This is a genomic window from Ktedonospora formicarum (assembly GCF_016587355.1).
Taxonomy (GTDB): Bacteria; Chloroflexota; Ktedonobacteria; order Ktedonobacterales; family Ktedonobacteraceae; genus Ktedonobacter; species Ktedonobacter formicarum.
Map to the genome: position 1 here is coordinate 84,644 of NZ_BNJF01000003.1, position 16,539 is coordinate 101,182.

The 16,539-nt window shown below is 52.5% G+C and carries 13 protein-coding genes; 3 read left to right on the forward strand and 10 right to left on the reverse strand.

Annotated elements, in window-relative coordinates; all coding sequences use genetic code 11:
• Nucleotides 1-38 precede the first annotated feature (38 nt).
• Both K3T82_RS26660 and K3T82_RS26665 read left to right on the forward strand, forming a co-directional pair.
• A complete protein-coding gene (locus K3T82_RS26660) occupies nt 39-542 on the forward strand; it encodes a hypothetical protein (protein ID WP_220196604.1) in 504 nt (167 codons plus the stop codon).
• Between the two features lie 145 nt (nt 543-687).
• Entirely contained in the window at nt 688-2,478 is a 1,791-nt protein-coding gene (locus K3T82_RS26665; RefSeq protein ID WP_220196605.1) for a tetratricopeptide repeat protein, read from the forward strand.
• 777 nt (nt 2,479-3,255) lie between these two features.
• Here K3T82_RS26665 and K3T82_RS26670 read toward each other — a convergent pair.
• The 6 genes from K3T82_RS26670 to K3T82_RS26695 all read right to left on the reverse strand — a co-directional run bounded on the left by K3T82_RS26670 (nt 3,256) and on the right by K3T82_RS26695 (nt 11,872).
• Nucleotides 3,256-4,053 carry an ABC transporter permease gene (locus K3T82_RS26670; RefSeq protein WP_220196606.1) on the reverse strand — a complete coding sequence of 266 codons (798 nt, stop codon included), beginning with the start codon at nt 4,051-4,053 and terminating at the stop codon, nt 3,256-3,258.
• Nucleotides 4,046-5,023, reverse strand: a complete 978-nt coding sequence (locus tag K3T82_RS26675) for an ABC transporter ATP-binding protein (protein ID WP_220196607.1) — start codon at nt 5,021-5,023, stop codon at nt 4,046-4,048. The genes K3T82_RS26670 and K3T82_RS26675 overlap by 8 nt, the downstream gene beginning before the upstream one ends.
• Nucleotides 5,024-5,222: 199 nt before the next feature.
• Nucleotides 5,223-7,958 (reverse strand): winged helix-turn-helix domain-containing protein, encoded by a 2,736-nt coding sequence (locus K3T82_RS26680; RefSeq protein ID WP_220196608.1) that lies wholly within the window; start codon nt 7,956-7,958, stop codon nt 5,223-5,225.
• Between the two features lie 632 nt (nt 7,959-8,590).
• Nucleotides 8,591-9,034 carry a nitroreductase family deazaflavin-dependent oxidoreductase gene (locus tag K3T82_RS26685; RefSeq protein WP_220196609.1) on the reverse strand — a complete coding sequence of 148 codons (444 nt, stop codon included), beginning with the start codon at nt 9,032-9,034 and terminating at the stop codon, nt 8,591-8,593.
• Between the two features lie 42 nt (nt 9,035-9,076).
• Nucleotides 9,077-9,364, reverse strand: coding sequence for an antibiotic biosynthesis monooxygenase family protein (locus K3T82_RS26690; RefSeq protein ID WP_220196610.1), 288 nt, complete (start codon nt 9,362-9,364; stop codon nt 9,077-9,079).
• A 1,293-nt stretch (nt 9,365-10,657) separates the two neighbouring features.
• Entirely contained in the window at nt 10,658-11,872 is a 1,215-nt protein-coding gene (locus tag K3T82_RS26695; protein WP_220196611.1) for an IS110 family RNA-guided transposase, read from the reverse strand.
• A gap of 263 nt (nt 11,873-12,135) precedes the next feature.
• On the opposite strand from K3T82_RS26695, the gene K3T82_RS26700 reads away from it, so the two are divergent.
• On the forward strand, nt 12,136-13,011 hold the full coding sequence (locus K3T82_RS26700) for an oxidoreductase (protein ID WP_220196612.1): 876 nt from the start codon (nt 12,136-12,138) through the stop codon (nt 13,009-13,011).
• A 381-nt stretch (nt 13,012-13,392) separates the two neighbouring features.
• Here the strand turns inward: K3T82_RS26700 and K3T82_RS26705 are convergent, their stop codons facing one another.
• From K3T82_RS26705 to K3T82_RS26720, 4 genes are all read right to left on the reverse strand, one after another.
• Nucleotides 13,393-13,632: a hypothetical protein gene (locus K3T82_RS26705; protein ID WP_220196613.1), complete on the reverse strand. Its 240-nt coding sequence runs from the start codon at nt 13,630-13,632 to the stop codon at nt 13,393-13,395.
• A 37-nt stretch (nt 13,633-13,669) separates the two neighbouring features.
• On the reverse strand, nt 13,670-13,816 hold the full coding sequence (locus K3T82_RS26710; protein ID WP_220196614.1) for a hypothetical protein: 147 nt from the start codon (nt 13,814-13,816) through the stop codon (nt 13,670-13,672).
• A gap of 175 nt (nt 13,817-13,991) precedes the next feature.
• Complete coding sequence (locus tag K3T82_RS26715) at nt 13,992-15,584, reverse strand: FAD-dependent monooxygenase (protein WP_220196615.1); 1,593 nt, start codon at nt 15,582-15,584, stop codon at nt 13,992-13,994.
• Between the two features lie 131 nt (nt 15,585-15,715).
• Complete coding sequence (locus tag K3T82_RS26720) at nt 15,716-16,324, reverse strand: TetR/AcrR family transcriptional regulator (RefSeq protein WP_220196616.1); 609 nt, start codon at nt 16,322-16,324, stop codon at nt 15,716-15,718.
• Nucleotides 16,325-16,539 lie beyond the last annotated feature (215 nt).

The window sequence follows — 16,539 nt, forward strand, 5'->3', positions numbered from 1 at the left end:
TCTATAAAGTGACAAAGAACGATTTACCAGGGGCACATATGAGTGAACCTTTGCGTTGGAGTGATCAGGTCAGTGAAGCGGAACCAATCACAAACCGGCTACGTCACGGCTCGTCTACTGTTGCTTCTTTAGTACCGCCGATTTTTGGCGCCTATGCTCGGCCACTGCATCCTATTGACATCGGGACTGCCGTCGATCGGACCTACATTCGCTGGAGACAATTCCTTCCACCAGATGCACCTGTATTCGACCGACGCGTGCAGTTCGCCCATCTTATGGAGGGCACTGGGGCTGACTTCGTAGGCCAGCCACCGAACGGTTTGCTGCCGATTGGAGACGCCCAGACCCTGATACAGGTGCTGGCTCGATTCACGACGACACCTGCCCAATACTGGTTCTGTTTGTGGGATGGCTTTGGCTGGCCAAACACGGTACCGCTGTCACGCACTCCTACGACCTCGCTCACTCGCGGATCGTCTGCGGTCGGGATCATAGAATTAAGCCTTGCGGCCTTGTCAGCAAAGTTCCGTCAGGAAATATAGCCTCTTGCCTCGCAACAGATAAGAGCGAGGATCGTTAAGCGAGGATCGTTAAAAGAAACAGTGAAGAAGAGAGGATGAGTAAAAAAACTGGAGAAAAGCATGAACCTGAATACAAATTGTTGAAATTATGAAAGGCGGTTCAGCCATGTCATTCAATATCCCTCCGTTAAAATCTATGATGGACTCCTGGAGAGCACGTCAGGAGCAGCAGCAGAAAGAAATCGCTCTCGTTGAACAGGATTTACGTCAGAGGGCACAAACACTCCTACTCACGCTCTTACGGTCCCGTGCCGACAGTCTGAAGCTGTTTGAAGAGGTCACAGCATTACAACAGAGGGTGGAAACCCTACGTCAGCAGGAAGATGTACAAGGGGCCATACAGGTCTATCTACGCATCATCGACCTGTATGAACACGAGCATCAACAGCGAGATGAGAGCGATTACAGCAAACTAGATCTCCCGTTGATCGGCGCTACCCTCCACGCCGCCCACTTTCATGCCCAGCACCTTCTGCTTGCGGACGCTACCGTACTGGGTCACAAGGCACTCGACCTCTGTGAACATATTTATGAATACGAATGGCTCGACTTCGATACACTGATGGATTACGATTACGCGGAGCAGGCAGCGCAGCAGGGCAAGCTTGTAAAGGCAGAGATGTACTTTGAAAAGCTGCTGCGGGTCTTCGCCGAGCGCTACGGAGCCGAGGACTCGCGTATCGCACTCGCTTTAAGCATCTGGGCTTGTTTTGCGGTCCAGAAGAAGCGCGATTTCCCGCTGGCAGAGCACCTGCTCCTCGAAGCATTGGAGCTACGTGAGCGCTATTTTGAGCAGGGGCATCCCTTGCTGGTAAGCACCTGGCTGATGCTGACTATCGTGTACCTGTGGCAACAGCGCTATGATGATGCCAGGCAGGCGCTAAGCCAGGTCAAGTATCTGCGCCCTCTTCACATCCTCATCATTGATACTGACGCGCTGCGACAGGACGTTTTCGACCTGGAGAGCCTGAGCAGTCAATGGCGCATTCTCAACGCAGGGTTGAAGGTTTCGGACAGGATGCAACAGAGGATGCAAGGCATACAGCAAGACTTTGGCGAACAGATGCAAGGTCGGGCAGGCAAGCAGCTGCAGGAGGCCGAGGCGTTTGTCCAGCAGCTGCCCGATGAACAAGAGGAGACACAGCAGGACGACGAATACGCGCAAGAGCAGTCGGGATTGCAACATCTCTCTATGATCAGCCAATTGCAGTTTAACGAAAAATACTCTGAGGCCGAGGCGCTGGCTCAGCGGATCCTCCAGAATACAGAGAAGGCATATGGCCCTCGTCATATGATGGTTGCCACCGTCATGAGCTCTCTGGCAAGCCTCTATCAACAACAGGCAAAATACGAGGAAACAGTACAGTGCTATGAGCGTGTTGTAAGCATCTATGAAGATCTCTACGGACCTGAGCATACCTACACCACAAGTTCACAGAGCTTGCTTGCGAGCGCGCTGATAGATAAAGGCAATGACGAGGAGGCAGAGAAAATCTGTCAGCGCCTGCTCACTGTAGCAGCGAAGAATACGCAGCTCAGTCAGACTTCCGATCCATTGCCTCTACGATGCATGGCACGCCTCTGTCTCAAGCAGAAGCGCTATGAGGAGGCAGAAAACTATGCGCGCCGCCTCCTGCACCACTTTGAGCAGAGATGGGGATCGCAGCACACCGCGCTCTGCGAAGCGCTGGGGCTTCTGATGCGAGCTATGCTCTACCTACGCCGATACGTCGAAGCCAATCTCTACTATCAACGCGCGCTGGCGATCTCTGGAACGCAAACCGTGCATGCATCACCGGCCACGCGTCACGCCCTGGAGCAGTGGGAAACTGAACTCAAGCGGGATTACCGTGCTCTCTCTCAATCCGCTCAAGGGCAGGCTTTTGAACAGGAGTGAAAAGAATAAAGAGTGTATTCTTCTCCTGAAGACTATATCAAAGAACAGGAGTTCCCGTTATAGCAATCTCATTCGTCAACGCGGCTTTACTTATAATCGATGCAGGCAGCAACGGAAACGAAACATTCACCATCGCCAAAAACGTCCATAGTCCCCCAGGAGACACTGCGCTCTTCTGTGCCGTTATCCGAAACTTCCCCAAAGAGGGACAAGCCCTATCTGGCGTTCGGTTCCTGCTTCAACGAACAACGTGCCTGGATCTACCAGGTCTTACAGGATCTCCACAGGCGTCCCTTCCGGTGTCACTCACCGTACAAGGAGGAATTCTAGCAGAAACGAGATACGAATGCAAGAGCAACAGATGTCAACAGAAAGAACTCTTTGTCCACTCTTCAAGAAACTTGTTTTAACCCTCCCTTTTGGTACAGTTGGGAAGGAACCCCAGCTCGGACGTGCCAACCACGAGGAAAATCTCCAGGACGAACCTGTGGGTTTCACCCGCAGCCTGCTCCACGCTATGGCGTGGTCCTCAAAAGCAAGCGCAAAGCCAAAACCAAGGGCTCATCTCTCGACGAGAGTCGTCAATGTGAGCATGTTTTCCTTTTTGCAGAACTTGCGTTGCAAGTTCTCATAGGTCCTGTTTATCTAAACAGCAATCTCAAAAAACGTGTCAAAATCAAAGTCTCACTTTTTTGCGCGTGAGATGAGTAACTGATACTAACGAAAGAGGTTCTATGAAAGTCGGCTCTATAAGGCGGTTTACCATAAGCAAACCTTTCAGTATTGTCCCAGTAACCCCTGGTGTTTGGCATATCTTGTACAGATTCTGAACGTCGCGATACCACCTCCAAGATAAAGGAAGGCGTGCAAACATAACAAGGAGAGATCTCCGGTCGTCCACAAGGTGACCAGCGACTGATGGTCAAACAGCACCGCCTGTAACGCAAGAATGCCTTGTGTGGTTGGGAGGGTTCTGGCAAGGACGGCCAACCAGTTAGGAAAAATGCTGATGGGGACCAGCGAACCGGTGAGAAATAGGAACAGCTGCTGCAGGAGATCTGCGAAGGTGGAGATCTGTTTGAACACAAGTCCCAACCCACTGAGGAGCAAGGCGAGGCCAAAGAGTTCGCAGAACATACAGAGAAGAATAGGCAGTTCCTCCCATCGAAACGGGAGGACAATGTGAAACACGGTGATAAGCAGCCCAGCCATGAGCAGAACCATGAGTGATGTCCAGAGAAAGAGTGCGAGCAAACGCCCGAGGAGCAAGAGTTCAGGGGCAACGGGTGCCATATACATCTGTTCAAGTGTTCCTGCTTGCGCCTCATCACTGAGATCCTCGCTCATCGTTCTCATTGCAGCACGCCCATACATCCACATCGTGTAGCCTACAAATTGAACTGATAAGAGTTCCAGGTTAAAGTGCCCTTTTCCCAGGAAAAATGTTGCCCCCACAAATATCAAGCCGAAAATCAGCAGTTGCATCAGCGCATCAAACTTGTAGTCCCAGAGGATCAGCAAGCGCTTTTTTATTTCATTTCCTACCATCCGTAAGGAGAAGAACCATCTATCCATGTATTTTCTGCCTTTCTGCCTGTTGCATCAAGCCGAGAAAGACCTCTTCCAATGAGGGCTCACCATACTGGACTGCACGCAGGGAAAGACCCATGTGCTCAATGAGCGTCAGCGTGTGATAGAGACTTGCCTGATCAGCCTGATCCCGTGAGATCACGCTCATACTGCCTGCGCTGCTCACGCGCAACGGTGCAAAAGCGCTCACCTGCTCAGGCGTAAGTGGCCCTTGAAGCGTTATCTGATAGCTGCGCTTTTGAAATTGTTCCAGGAGCCTGTCCAGCGGTTCATCAGCGATCAAATGACCTTGTTGCATAATCGCGACTCGCTCACAAAGGGCCTCGACGATCTCCAATTGATGTGTGGTAAGCACAATCGTTTTTCCCTGCTCTCGGCAGAGCCGCGCAATCCATGCTTTGACTGTTTGGGCTGCCTGCACATCCAACCCCAACGTTGGCTCATCGAGGAGTACAATGGGAGGATCAGCAATAAGAGCACAGGCAATGGCAACTTTCTGTTGCATCCCTCGCGAGAACGTGCGCACCGCTTGGTCGCGCCTATCCCAGAGATCCAGCTCGTGTAACAATTGTCCCGCACGTTTTCGAAGTGTTGCCCCATGACATCCTTTCAAATGCCCGAAATAGAGGAGATTTTCAAAAGCAGATAGGCGCCAATAGATATTGCGCGCTCCTTCCAGGACTACCCCAATGTGCCGCATCGTCTGGCGATGTTCGTGCGACACATCATATCCATTGACCAGCGCGCGGCCCTGGCTGGGAAGGATAAGACCGCAGAGCATTTTGATAGTCGTCGTTTTTCCTGCTCCATTTGTCCCGAGAAATCCACAGATCTGCCCTCGCGGAATAGCTAGATTTAGACGGTTTACGGCGGTTTTCGCCTGCCCTGACTGCAGACGATACTCTTTGCTCAGGGCTTCGATGACAATAGCTGGCGTGGTCTCGTTGGGCTGCATGAGCGTCTCTACTCCTCGCATAAAAAAAGCTTCTTGTTCACTATCACTTTCAGAGAAGTGAAGTGAGAAGAATGAAGAACAAGTGTTTCTCTTTCTTGGGAGTGTAGCGACCAAACCCTGCGCCTGTCATCTATCGTAAGATAGGAAAATAGGATGAGGAAAATGCACGATGTTCCTTGTTGACCGGCACGCACGATGGTTAGCCAAGCAAACGCCGCCTGTGAGCTTCCGCAAGGGCCTGTGTCCGACTACCAACGCCGAGCTTGGTATAAATGGCATGGATATACCACTTGACGGTACCCAGACTCAAAACCAGATGAGCTGCGATCTCGCGATTCGATCTGCCATCAGCCAGCAGATATAGGACTTCTTGCTCTCGCTGACTGAGCCTGTCCGGCGAAAATATCTGCGGAAGACGCTGTGGTGGCATGGCATCCAAAAGTTTCTGAACCAAACGACGAGCGAGCCCACGTGCCGCAAGTCCTTGCAACAGCGGCCGTAATGAGGGGCCTTTATCTACAAACAGACGGTGATATCCTCCGGTGTTCGCCTGTACAAGGGCCTGCTGAAGCACCGTAAGCGCCTCTTCGCTGCGTCCCTGAGCCTGGAAGCTGAGGGCGCGATAGATGGAGAGATCAACAATTCTCCCGACCTGACCTTTCGCTTCTGCATCAGTGAACCATTGCTCCACCAGTTCCAGCGCCTGTTCAGGCCGCTGGAGAGCAAGCAGCAGTTCGACAAAAACGGTCGCACAGGCATAACAGACACAACTATGCTCTTCTAGCCGGGGATAGCGCTCCCGCAGAGCACGTTCAGCGTCCTCTGGCTTTCCCTGTATGATCTGCAAGCGCATCTGAAGCGCCTCAATCTGGTCTATGGCCTGAAGCAATTTGGGGCCAGGACTACTCACCTGTATCTGCTGGCTAATTTCTTGTGATTCCTGGATCAAACGTTGCGCTGTTTCCAAGATCGCGAAAAACTCTTTCCAGGTTTCTCTCGCCAGACAGATACGAAGCAGCAGCACATACCCTTCCAGCAGATGCCGCAGATGCATCCACTGCTGACAGTACTCAATGCCTTCACGTACCAGGTGCAGTGCCCGCTCTAACTCATTCCATTCATAGTGAAGCTCACCCAGGTAAATCAAGACTTTTCCAGCAGGAGGAGGAAGAGAGCGCCCATCTCCGGCTTCTTCACGGACCAGATCAAGCGCCTGACGGTATGTCGCGCCGGCTTGGTACAGATGCCCTTGCGCAGCCTGGAGCCTGCCCATATCTCCCAGCGCATCAAGCAAGACAAAGGGGGCCTTCTTCGTCTCGTTAAGGACGCTCGCTTCATTGAGCACTTGAATGGCAGAGGAGATGTTGCCTTGCAGTTCATACACATCGCTGAGGTTGAGGACCAGCAGGCTTTGCAGTAAGACATTATGTTCCGATAGAGACGCGCGAGCCGCCATGGCAATGGTAATCGCTTGGGCTGTCTCTCCAGCGTTGAGCGCAAGAGCCGCACGAGCCGTCGCGATATATCCGCGGAGGTGCCCTGCGGAGAGTGTACTCGAAGGAAAGGGGCAATTCCCGGTGTTGAGCACATGCTCCGCATCAAGAAGCCACGCCTCTACTGCATCAAAACGCGAGGAAAGCAGCAGGAGAAACGCGGAGATGATCGCAAGGGGGGGCTGGGTACGGATGAAAAGATGAGGAAACGCATCTAGCCAGGACTGCAAGCGAGCCGTATTGCCCCGCGCTAGAAAGGGTTCTGCGACCTGGATCAGACCAAGAGCGGCCAGTTCCAGATCACCAGCCATGAGCGCGTGTTCAATGGCCTGGCTCATCATATGCTGTTCCAGGTACCACTGTGCCGCTCGTTGATGGAGCAAAGACCATCGCTCAGGATAGTGCTGACGGAAACGATGACGCAATGCCTCAGCAAAGAGCGAGTGATATCGATACCAGGCGTGCTGGTAATCAAGGCTCACCAGAAAGAGGTTCCGGTGGTCAACGATTTCCAGGAGGTCTGACCCATCATACCATTCGCAGAGAGCACGACACAGAGCGCTGTTGAGCAGAGAGAGGATGGAGGTTTCCATCAGGAATCGTTGGACAACGGCGGATTGACGAAGAAACACTTCCTCAAGAAGATACTCGAAAATATAGCGCGTCTGTCCACTCATGGTTGCCACAAAGGTCTCTTGCTCCTGAGGCGTCTGCATACTTTGCAGCGAAAGGGCCACCAATTGCAAGCCAGTGATCCATCCCTCGGTTCGTGTTTGCAGGCTATCGAGAGCATCGGGGCGAAGAGAAAGGCCAACCACATCCGTGAAAAAGGCGGCGATTTCAGCAGCAGTGCAGCGCAAATCACTGGCCCGCAATTCCAGGATGGCCCCTGCCGCTCGCAAACGAGCAAGTGGGAATGGCGGCTCGGAGCGACTGGCCACAATGAGATGAACAGAGGATGGAAGATGCTCCAGGAAAAACGAAAATGTGGCATGAATGTCAGCATGGTAAATCAGATGATAATCATCGAGCACAAGAAAACAGTCTTGTTCGAAGGTCGCAAGTGTATTGAGCAACATCGTAATCAGGACAGACGCCTGCTGGTCGTGCCTTTCAAAAGGAGGGCTGAGAGAGGGTGTCTTCAAAGCCGGATAGTACCACATCAGCGATGCCAGGATAGAGCCCCAGAAGCGAACAAGGTCATTGTCCTGTTCATCGAGAGAGAGCCATGCCACAGGCGTCTTTTGATCTTGCGTCCAGAGTTGCAACAGTGCTGTTTTGCCTGAGCCTGCAGGAGCGGAGAGCAGCGTCAGTTTACGCTCGATTGCCAGATCCAAACGCTTGATAAGCTGAGATCGCGGCAGCAGATGCGTGTGTGTGTGTGGGACAGTGAGTTTCGTCACTAAGAAAGGATCGTGTGGTGAAAAAGGATCAAAGGGCAAAAACGGGTGGTCTTTCGCTTCAGGATGAGAGCTCTCAGACGTAGCGCGATCACTGAGCTGAGACGCAATCCGGTGTAAGCGTTCATTGGAAAGGTCTGATGTTTTGCCTAGATAGGCAGAACGCAGCTTCCCCTGTTGCTGTTGAGAGGCATACCAGTACCATCCCCCGGGCGCTGTTCTTTCCGGGCAGTGAAACAGCCGTGAGCGCTCTCGAAACGAAAGGAACGGTGTTGTTCAAGCCAGCCATACCATGCAGGAGAATCGAGAGGAATCGCCTCCTGCGTATCGGTTTGCCTCATGCAGAGATTCAGATATCCATCAAGAACCTTCGGTGTCGCTTTGGCCATGCTTCTTGTTCTCTCAAACTTCTACAGAACTCTTCCTCAAACTTCTACAGAGAACATACTCTGGACGCTTCAGGTTGTCAAGGACAAATAGGCGTCCCGCTCGGGTAAAACTGAGCGGGAAAGGAGGGTAGCGTTACGTACGTGTCACCAGGGGCAGAGTAGCGAGTAATACGAGAGAGAGTATAAGAGTATACAGGAGGAAAATAGCTTTTCCTGTACACTCTCTCTTTCCTCCTTCTTTCTAGACATGTCGTCGGTCACTTGCCCAGGAGCCAGCTCTGTGCCTCAATCTGGCTCCTGGGTCAACTGAAAGACGGGATGGCGTGGGGCTTCAGCAGCAAACTCCGCCAGATTCGACTGTGGTGTGACAGCGAAAGAGGAGCGCACAAAAGGCAGAAAGCGCGTGAGATAGGTTTTGAGGAGAGGGGCACTCTCCTGCGGAGACAGCTCATGTACTGCTAACCTCTCGTGCCAGCGACCACGTGACAGGCTCACCACTCCTGCGGCTCGCGCGTTGCGGACCCAACTCACCTCTCCAAAGGGGGAGATCACAAAGAGCACGCCTTGCTGTTTAATGGGCGTCACCGGTAGTGTATAGCTTTTCCTCGTTTTGCGGCCCTGCACCGTCAAGAAAGAGAACGGCCCTACCGCTATCCCCACACGATTGAGTGCCCTGAGGAACGCGCTGAAGAGACGCTGCCTCAGAGGTGGGTGAAATGGCTCCTCCATAGCACGATACTCCTTTCATATGCCTCTGCATATTCTGTTAGTTTACTCAGCAATCACCTGGTACAGCGCCGGGTACGACTGATAGGATATGGTCGCACGAAGCTGCTCTCCTACTTCCTGCATCGCTGCTTGAAAATGTTGCGGCGATTCCCACTCCGCGACATTAATGAAACGGAACCTCGCCTGGGGGTCTAAGCTCTCATGGAGCCGGGTCGAGCGAAAGCCTCTTGCATGTCGGAGACGCTCGGCTACCTGGTGCCATGCCGTCTTGAATTGCTCCTCCTGACCTGCTCTTACCTCGAAGGCATTGATAAGGATCACCGATTGCATTGCTTGAGTCCTTTCCCTCCTTCTGCTACTTTCGGACAAAACAATCTCCTAGTAACACGAAGGGAGAAAGGAGCAAGTGTCAAAAGGTATCTGACATCATCCGATCCCAGGCAAGCCACTCCCTACCGTATTTCGTCGATCTACGCTGTCCTCAAGGAAGCAACCATGTGGACGAACAGGCTGGGTTACCCGTATATGGGGGTCGAGTATTAACAGTGCGAAAAACAACGCTAAGCAAAGACCATGTGTCCAGAAACTCATATCTGGTTCTCAGTTTGTGGACATTGATAAACGGATAGCAATTTGTACAGCAGGAGCATGTACTCAAGCTCGCTTTTCTCGCTTGAATGGCAGAGTCCAAATAACCACTGTGCACTGACCACATACGTCAAGTATGTTCATGTTACGGCGAGGTGTCGAATGTTCGGATATGAGCCAGGTACGGAAGAACGTCCGAACATTCAGGTCCATTATTGTTTACGCCCATAGCACCTGGAATTACCAAAAACGATTCACCATCTACGGCTCCAGAGGCGGTTTCTCAACGAACCAATGGTTGTGCTGCTCAAGATTGGGGGCAAATGTGCAGGTTTGAGGGCAAAACGTGCCCACATTTCGGTTCTGGCTCGCATTTGGTGATTGATGAGCTTATTGGGCCATCCTGGCCTTTTCATTGAGGGCAGAAAAAGAACACAAACTGCTGTTTCTCACATGCTTTCGCCAAATTTGGGACAGATCCGAAATCTGGGAAATCAGCGTGAAACAGAGGGATCAGCCAGGAAGACGATAGAGAAGCCCCTTCCTCCCTCGATCCATTCCCATTTGGAAATTGAGGTTCCCTTTGTGGAGAAAAAGGCGCTATGTGTCACCAAACTTCGCCATGGATGATTTACCTCTCCTAACAGCGGGGATGACCGATGAACTCAAAAAGCTTGCCTTACTCATGTGGAACTTTTCTCTGACGCAGGTCGTGTCACCATTTATACGAAACACCAGAGAACGGTGTTTCCCTACTCACTGTCATTGCAGTAAATGAGAAAGACTCTCTATGTCAAGTCCTCAAATGATCAATGTGAAACCAGGCAACAATTGAGAACAGGAGGAAGAACGATGCTTCCAACACGGCATGAAGGAGTGTACCACGTCGCTCAGGCGCGTCAAGCCGCTGCGCTTTCCTTGACACGCCTGAGCTTGCGTGGTCAAAAAAAGGCATGCCGAGTTGAAAGGCAAAAACAGGCGCCTGTTTTGCCTGGGAGGCGCGAGTGTTTCGTTTCTCTGTGGTTGATTCAGCCCTCATGCCGCACGAGGCGCATGCTGATGTCTAGCGTGTTCAAAGATCGCAGGCTGGTAGGCTTCTCTTTTGAGCCACAGCGCAAAGAGAATGCGGACCCAGACATTGGCCAGCGCACGGACAGCAACGCTGTGACTTTTGCCTTCCCGACGTTTGCGCTCATAGTACTCGCTAGCCCAGGTTTCGGTCTGGATGCTTTGCCAGGCAAACTGCTGCTGCACATTGCGCAACGGCTTGATGCAGGCATAGCGCCGATGCGGCTTGGCATAGTTACCACTTTCATAGGGGACTGGCGAGGTCCCAGCCAGGGCTTGCAAACTGGCCGCACCTTGATAGCGCGAGCGATCATCCCCAATTTCTGCCAACAGTCGTGGGGCAATCCGCTTGCCTGCACGAGGCAGCTTGAGAAAGAGATGACTGTCAGCATGCATCAAAAAAAGACGCTCGATCTCCTGATCATAGGCGGCAATCGCTTCCATCACAGGCTGCAATTGACGAATCAGAGCGATCAACAAACGCGATTTGGTCCTGCATGTCACGTCATCGGCAGCCAATTGGGGTTGATGCACCTGGTTCACAATCGAGGCCGCGGTCTTCTTTGGCGTTGGATGCCCAGCGCTTTTCAACACTTCAGCAATCGCTTCACACGAAGCGTTCATCGCCTCCTGCGGGGTCGGATAGGCGAGCAAGAAGTGCAAGGTCGAAGGTTGCTGCACCTTGGTAAACAGGGTGAGCGCAACCGGATAGTAGGCTTTGAGACAAGCGGTCAGTTGATTGACCAGGCGGGTTTGCATCTGGATCAAGCCATCTTGATCGCGCGTCAAGGCTTTGAGTTCGGCAATCAAGGGGCTATCGGGTTCCAGTCGCCGCAGATCAGCCAACTCCGATCGGCCGTGTTTCGCCAGCAGATAGGCATCAATCTGGTCCGTCTTGGCTCCCGATGCCGAGCGTTTGCGATCCACCGTTTTGGGGTTGACTGGATAGACGGTAAACCCAGCTTCCAACAAGTACGTAATCAACAAGCCACGAGTGGTCTCAACAATGCAGGCCAGTTCGGCCTTGTGCTCTGGACCACAGATGGCTGTCAGGCGGTTGGTCAGCTCGTCGAGGCCTTTCGAGGTGTGCATGACCCGAAACGAAGTGAGTTTTTGCCCTCGTTCATCGAGGACAAGAATGTCATGATGGGTATCTGCCCAATCGATTCCTGCAAACCACATACGCAGGCCCTCCTGCTGAAACAACGGCTCCTGGTGAGGCGAGAGGGTCCTTTTACTGCGGCGCTCACGGCGCGACTCTCCAATGATTCGTTTTCCAGGAACCCAGGAAGGCGAAGAGCGATCTTTCTCAATTGGTCAAGCCACATGGGGAAACGAGTCTTTCGCCTTCCAGATTCGAGCGTTCATATCAGCAAGTGTACTGCTTGCTGTGGCCTTGTGTCGAGAAGGCCTGCTAGTAGTTTACTGTAAAAGAAGGAAACACGATGGCAAGCAATGTCCTTCCCCATCCACGCGTGTGGTTCATTACTGGCTGTTCGACAGGCTTTGGTCGTGCGCTGGCTGAAGCCGTGCTCGCGCATGGTGATCGGCTCGTGGCAACGGCACGTCACCCTGAGCGCTTACAGGACCTTGCCCGCTCGTCTCCAGCTCATGTTCAACTCTTGCCTTTGGATGTCACAGACCCACATCAGGGCCAGGATGCCGCAGCCCAAGCAGCTGTGCATTTTGGGAGGATAGATGTGCTCGTCAATAATGCTGGCTACGGCCTGCTAGGTGCCGTGGAAGAGGCCACGGATGCAGAAACACGTCAACAATTGGGGACAAATTTCTTTGGGACTCTGCATGTGACGCGTGCCATCCTTCCCTTTCTACGCCAACAGCGCTCCGGGCATATTCTCATGATGGCATCGGTTGATGGCTTCATCGGTGAGACAGGCGCTGGCATCTACAATGCCAGTAAATTCGCGATAGAAGGCATGTCCGAGGCGCTTGCTCAGGATGTTGCTCCACTGGGCATCCATGTGACCCTCATTGAACCAGGATACTTTCGCACCGACTTTACTGGACGATCCTTAAAGGAGGCTGCTCGCCAGATTGAAGATTACGCTCAAACCAGCGGAGTTGCGCGGGAACAGGTAAGACACATCAATGGCAAGCAGCCGGGTGATCCAAAGCGTGCAGCCCAGGCTATGATTCAAGTCGTGGAAACTGCTCATCCGCCTTTGCGTCTGGTTCTTGGTGCTGATGCTCTGGAGCGTGTTCGTCACAAGCTCCAGCAAGTGAAAGAAGAGGTTGATACCTGGGAACCAATCACGGTCAGTACTGCCTTTGATGCCGCTTTAACCCGTCCTTCTGGTTAAGAAGAATAGGGAAAGAGAGGAGAAATGTTTTTCTCTTTGATTGGCTCATCGGCTCTTTATGCATCAGGTATTGGTCATCCTTGCTGCTAGGAGAGGTAAATCATCCATGGCGAAGTTTGGTGACACATAGCGCCTTTTTCTCCACAAAGGGAACCTCAATTTCCAAATGGGAATGGATCGAGGGAGGAAGGGGCTTCTCTATCGTCTTCCTGGCTGATCCCTCTGTTTCACGCTGATTTCCCAGATTTCGGATCTGTCCCAAATTTGGCGAAAGCATGTGAGAAACAGCAGTTTGTGTTCTTTTTCTGTCCTCAATGAAAAGGCCAGGATGGCCCAATAAGCTCATCAATCACCAAATGCGAGCCAGAACCACATTTCGGGTCATTTACCATCTTGGTGAGCACATGACATTTGCGTTTTTTTCAGACGTCCAACATGATTGCCAATGCCTAATTGGGCGCGGACGCGATTGAGGTGCCCGATACTCACCTGGATGCCGAATTGTTCTTGCAGCGCTACTTGCACCTCGCGGCTCGGCATCTGTGGATTGGCGCGGCAGATCGCCATCAGCCATTGAAGTACGGCTTCTCGCAGCTTGGCTGGGTGGCCCATGTCTTCCATCCCGCAAAGCGGCTTCTCCCCGTGTCTGTACCGTCTGTTACAGACGGTACGCGGTCGATCTACTGATGCGCAATTCCACCTGAGCTTGAGCCTTTTGCCAGGAATACCCCATCTGCATAAGCCTGACTAGGCATGCTCTGGCCTCCTGATCGTGTTCATGGCTCCGCTCTTCCTGCCCTCTCATACGTTTTTCCTTCCCGTTCAACGAAAGCCAAACCATTCTCCACTCATTGGCAAGTCAGCACACCCAAGCTTTTACCCATCATTGTCAAGCTTGGATGGGCCGACCTCTTTTTAACGCGATTTTATCGCTGTTCAACAAGAGAATGCTTCACTCCCAGTTTCAGAGGACAAACGTTTCACGAGAGCTTCAAGCACAGGATCTGGGTCAGGACCTGAGAAAGCTCCTGCACTGGTTGCTGACTGGCTTCATGTGCTCGCCAGGCGATGAAGCCATCTGGTCGCACCAGTGTCGCACCAGAAGAAGAAAGGCCGTACCGACTTCCGAAGCACCCATCGATATCCAGAACATCAGCACCCACGCGGTAGGTGTCCAGAGTGATGCCCAATCGCTGCGCACAAGCCTCAGCCGCCTCAGACCAGGCCGCGCCTTCTGCTCCGGTCAGCAACACAAAATCGTGTCCGAAAAGGTCGAACATCGAGAGAGGCTTTCCATCGCGTTCCAGGGCGACATGAGGAGCGCGTGTGCCTGGTCGTCCTGACGGACACTGCGGGTCTTCATAGAGAGCGGTATCCTCTGAAAGGACCGCTGCCGAGTGATAGATGTAGCCAAAGATGGGAATTTCGTAAGCGATCTTCTCTGCGCTCACCTGGACAGTTCGTTCGGGATGTAAGCGCTCTACATAATTCAACAATGCCTGTTCCACGGCAAGTTGCGAAGCCGCACGACGTTCGGGTTCATAGGTCTCCAGCAGTCCCGTCCCGGCTTTCCCCTTGAGAACAAAAGCCAGCTTCCAGGCGAGATTATGTGCATCGGCAATGCCTGTGTTGGCACCATAGGCACCCGTTGGAGGCATGACATGTGCCGCGTCACCTGCCAGGAAAACTCTGCTCTGTTGAAAATGAGCAGCCAGTCGATCTGCCATCTCCCAGGTTCGTGTCCCCAGAATTTCAACCGCCAGATCTGGGACCCCCATAGCAGTGCGTACAACTTCGATACCCCGTTCACCCAGGAAATCTTGCTCACTTTCTTTCTCAGGATCATAGGGAACAGAAAGAAGGCCGCCATCCTCATCGCCGCCATACAACCCCTGGACGCTGGCAACATAGCAGGCAAGCAGGCGTCGACCACGAAGCGGGGCACGCAGATCCGCACGGAACAGGATATTCATCTGATAGGCGAGCGTTCCGGGTCCCTGTGCATCAATGCCCAGTTTCTTTCCAATGGGGCTACGATTCCCATCAGCAGCTACCAGGTAGCTTGATAGCACACGTTGCTCTTGCCCACTGGCCAGATCGCGGATCACCGCATTTACTCCATTAGTATCCTGCTCGAAGGAAACACATTCCGTACTGAAGCGAAGATCAGCGCCGAGTGTGCGCGCGTACTCACGCAGAAGAGGCTCCAGAATATTCTGTGGGATAATGCTCCCCCGGAGAGGGCTGGCAGCCATGGCATAATCACTGCTGTTCTCCAGAAAGGTCCCAAGTTCGCGACCAGCAAGGGTCTCAACCCGCACGATTTTCATCTCTTTGAGCGCTTCCGGCGCTGCCTCGCGAATAGCTGGCTCCAATCCAACCGAGCGATAGATCTCCAGTGTGCGTGAATTAAACCCACCGGCACGTACAAACGGCGATACTCCGGCATGGCGTTCCACAAGCAAGCAGGGAATACCATGCTTTGAGAGAAAGAGTGCCGTTGACAGCCCAACTAGGCTGCCACCAACAATCAAAACAGGGGCATGTTCATCGTAGTGAGACAGATGATGCATCAGGATTGTTTCCCTTCTTTGTTTCTTCTTTCAACAGGTCTAACTGATGACAGAACAACAGGCAAAGAGATGCTCGAGAGCACACATAGTATGCTCTCTTGGGAAGAGGATGCAGAAACTGGCAGGAATAGTCAGGACAGAGATTCTGCGTTTTCATCCAGGAGCCAGAACTCAAGTTGTTTGAGAGCTTGCTCGGTCCTCTTGGGCGATAACTTGACATTTATCAAGCTAACGCTCTGGATGACGGCGATGATGGCGGAGGCGACGGTTTCGGCGTCGAAATGCTTGGGCCAGTCTCCTCGCTCGATCCCTGCTTGCAGGATGTTCACGAGGAAGGCAAGCCATCCTTCCGCTTGTGGCTGCACAATCGCTCGAATAGCTGGATCACGCTGTGCACGCAGTCCGACTTCTGTTAAGACAATGAAGAGAGCTGGCTCTTCCTGTATTCGTTGCCAAAGCAAGCGAAAGTGAGCGCGTAACTGGTCCGTAGGGGTTCCCTCAGGGGAAACAACTGTTTCGCCCAAACGCTGCGTCGCATAGAACACCACCGCTTGAACCAAAGCTTCTTTGGTTGGAAAGTAGTGGTGCAATGTCGCATGATTCATCCCAACCTGGTCTGCTACGTCTCGTAGACGCAAACCCTCAAAGCCTTTCTCAGCAATAGTGTCATAGGCGGCGAGAATCAAAGCGTGTGCACGATTCTCACTCTGGTGTGTGATCTCGTTCTTGTCAGTCATCATGCATCGTCTCCGTTTTCTCTTTCCTCGTCGGTTCAGTACTCTCTCGGTCAATTGGCTATCCTCAGATAATCAACCAACCATATGGTCGAATACTACCACAGGATGCACTACTTGTCAACCTAGTGGTTGGTTGAATACCTCTCAAGGGATATCCTCAGAAAATGTGTGTGCCAAGTGTGAAATGGGAGAGATCAATGAAGCGGTGGACACGTGAG

Excerpts from the sequence above, each read along its gene's own strand:
- K3T82_RS26685 (WP_220196609.1), bottom strand. The coding sequence starts at position 9,034 with ATGGAGGAGCCATTTCACCCACCTCTGAGGCAGCGTCTCTTCAGCGCG.
- K3T82_RS26670 (WP_220196606.1), bottom strand. The coding sequence starts at position 4,053 with ATGGATAGATGGTTCTTCTCCTTACGGATGGTAGGAAATGAAATAAAA.
- K3T82_RS26675 (WP_220196607.1), bottom strand. The coding sequence starts at position 5,023 with ATGCAGCCCAACGAGACCACGCCAGCTATTGTCATCGAAGCCCTGAGC.
- K3T82_RS26695 (WP_220196611.1), bottom strand. The coding sequence starts at position 11,872 with ATGTGGTTTGCAGGAATCGATTGGGCAGATACCCATCATGACATTCTT.
- K3T82_RS26710 (WP_220196614.1), bottom strand. The coding sequence starts at position 13,816 with ATGAGAGGGCAGGAAGAGCGGAGCCATGAACACGATCAGGAGGCCAGA.
- K3T82_RS26690 (WP_220196610.1), bottom strand. The coding sequence starts at position 9,364 with ATGCAATCGGTGATCCTTATCAATGCCTTCGAGGTAAGAGCAGGTCAG.
- K3T82_RS26700 (WP_220196612.1), top strand. The coding sequence starts at position 12,136 with ATGGCAAGCAATGTCCTTCCCCATCCACGCGTGTGGTTCATTACTGGC.
- K3T82_RS26665 (WP_220196605.1), top strand. The coding sequence starts at position 688 with ATGTCATTCAATATCCCTCCGTTAAAATCTATGATGGACTCCTGGAGA.
- K3T82_RS26705 (WP_220196613.1), bottom strand. The coding sequence starts at position 13,632 with ATGGAAGACATGGGCCACCCAGCCAAGCTGCGAGAAGCCGTACTTCAA.
- K3T82_RS26720 (WP_220196616.1), bottom strand. The coding sequence starts at position 16,324 with ATGATGACTGACAAGAACGAGATCACACACCAGAGTGAGAATCGTGCA.
- K3T82_RS26660 (WP_220196604.1), top strand. The coding sequence starts at position 39 with ATGAGTGAACCTTTGCGTTGGAGTGATCAGGTCAGTGAAGCGGAACCA.
- K3T82_RS26715 (WP_220196615.1), bottom strand. The coding sequence starts at position 15,584 with ATGCATCATCTGTCTCACTACGATGAACATGCCCCTGTTTTGATTGTT.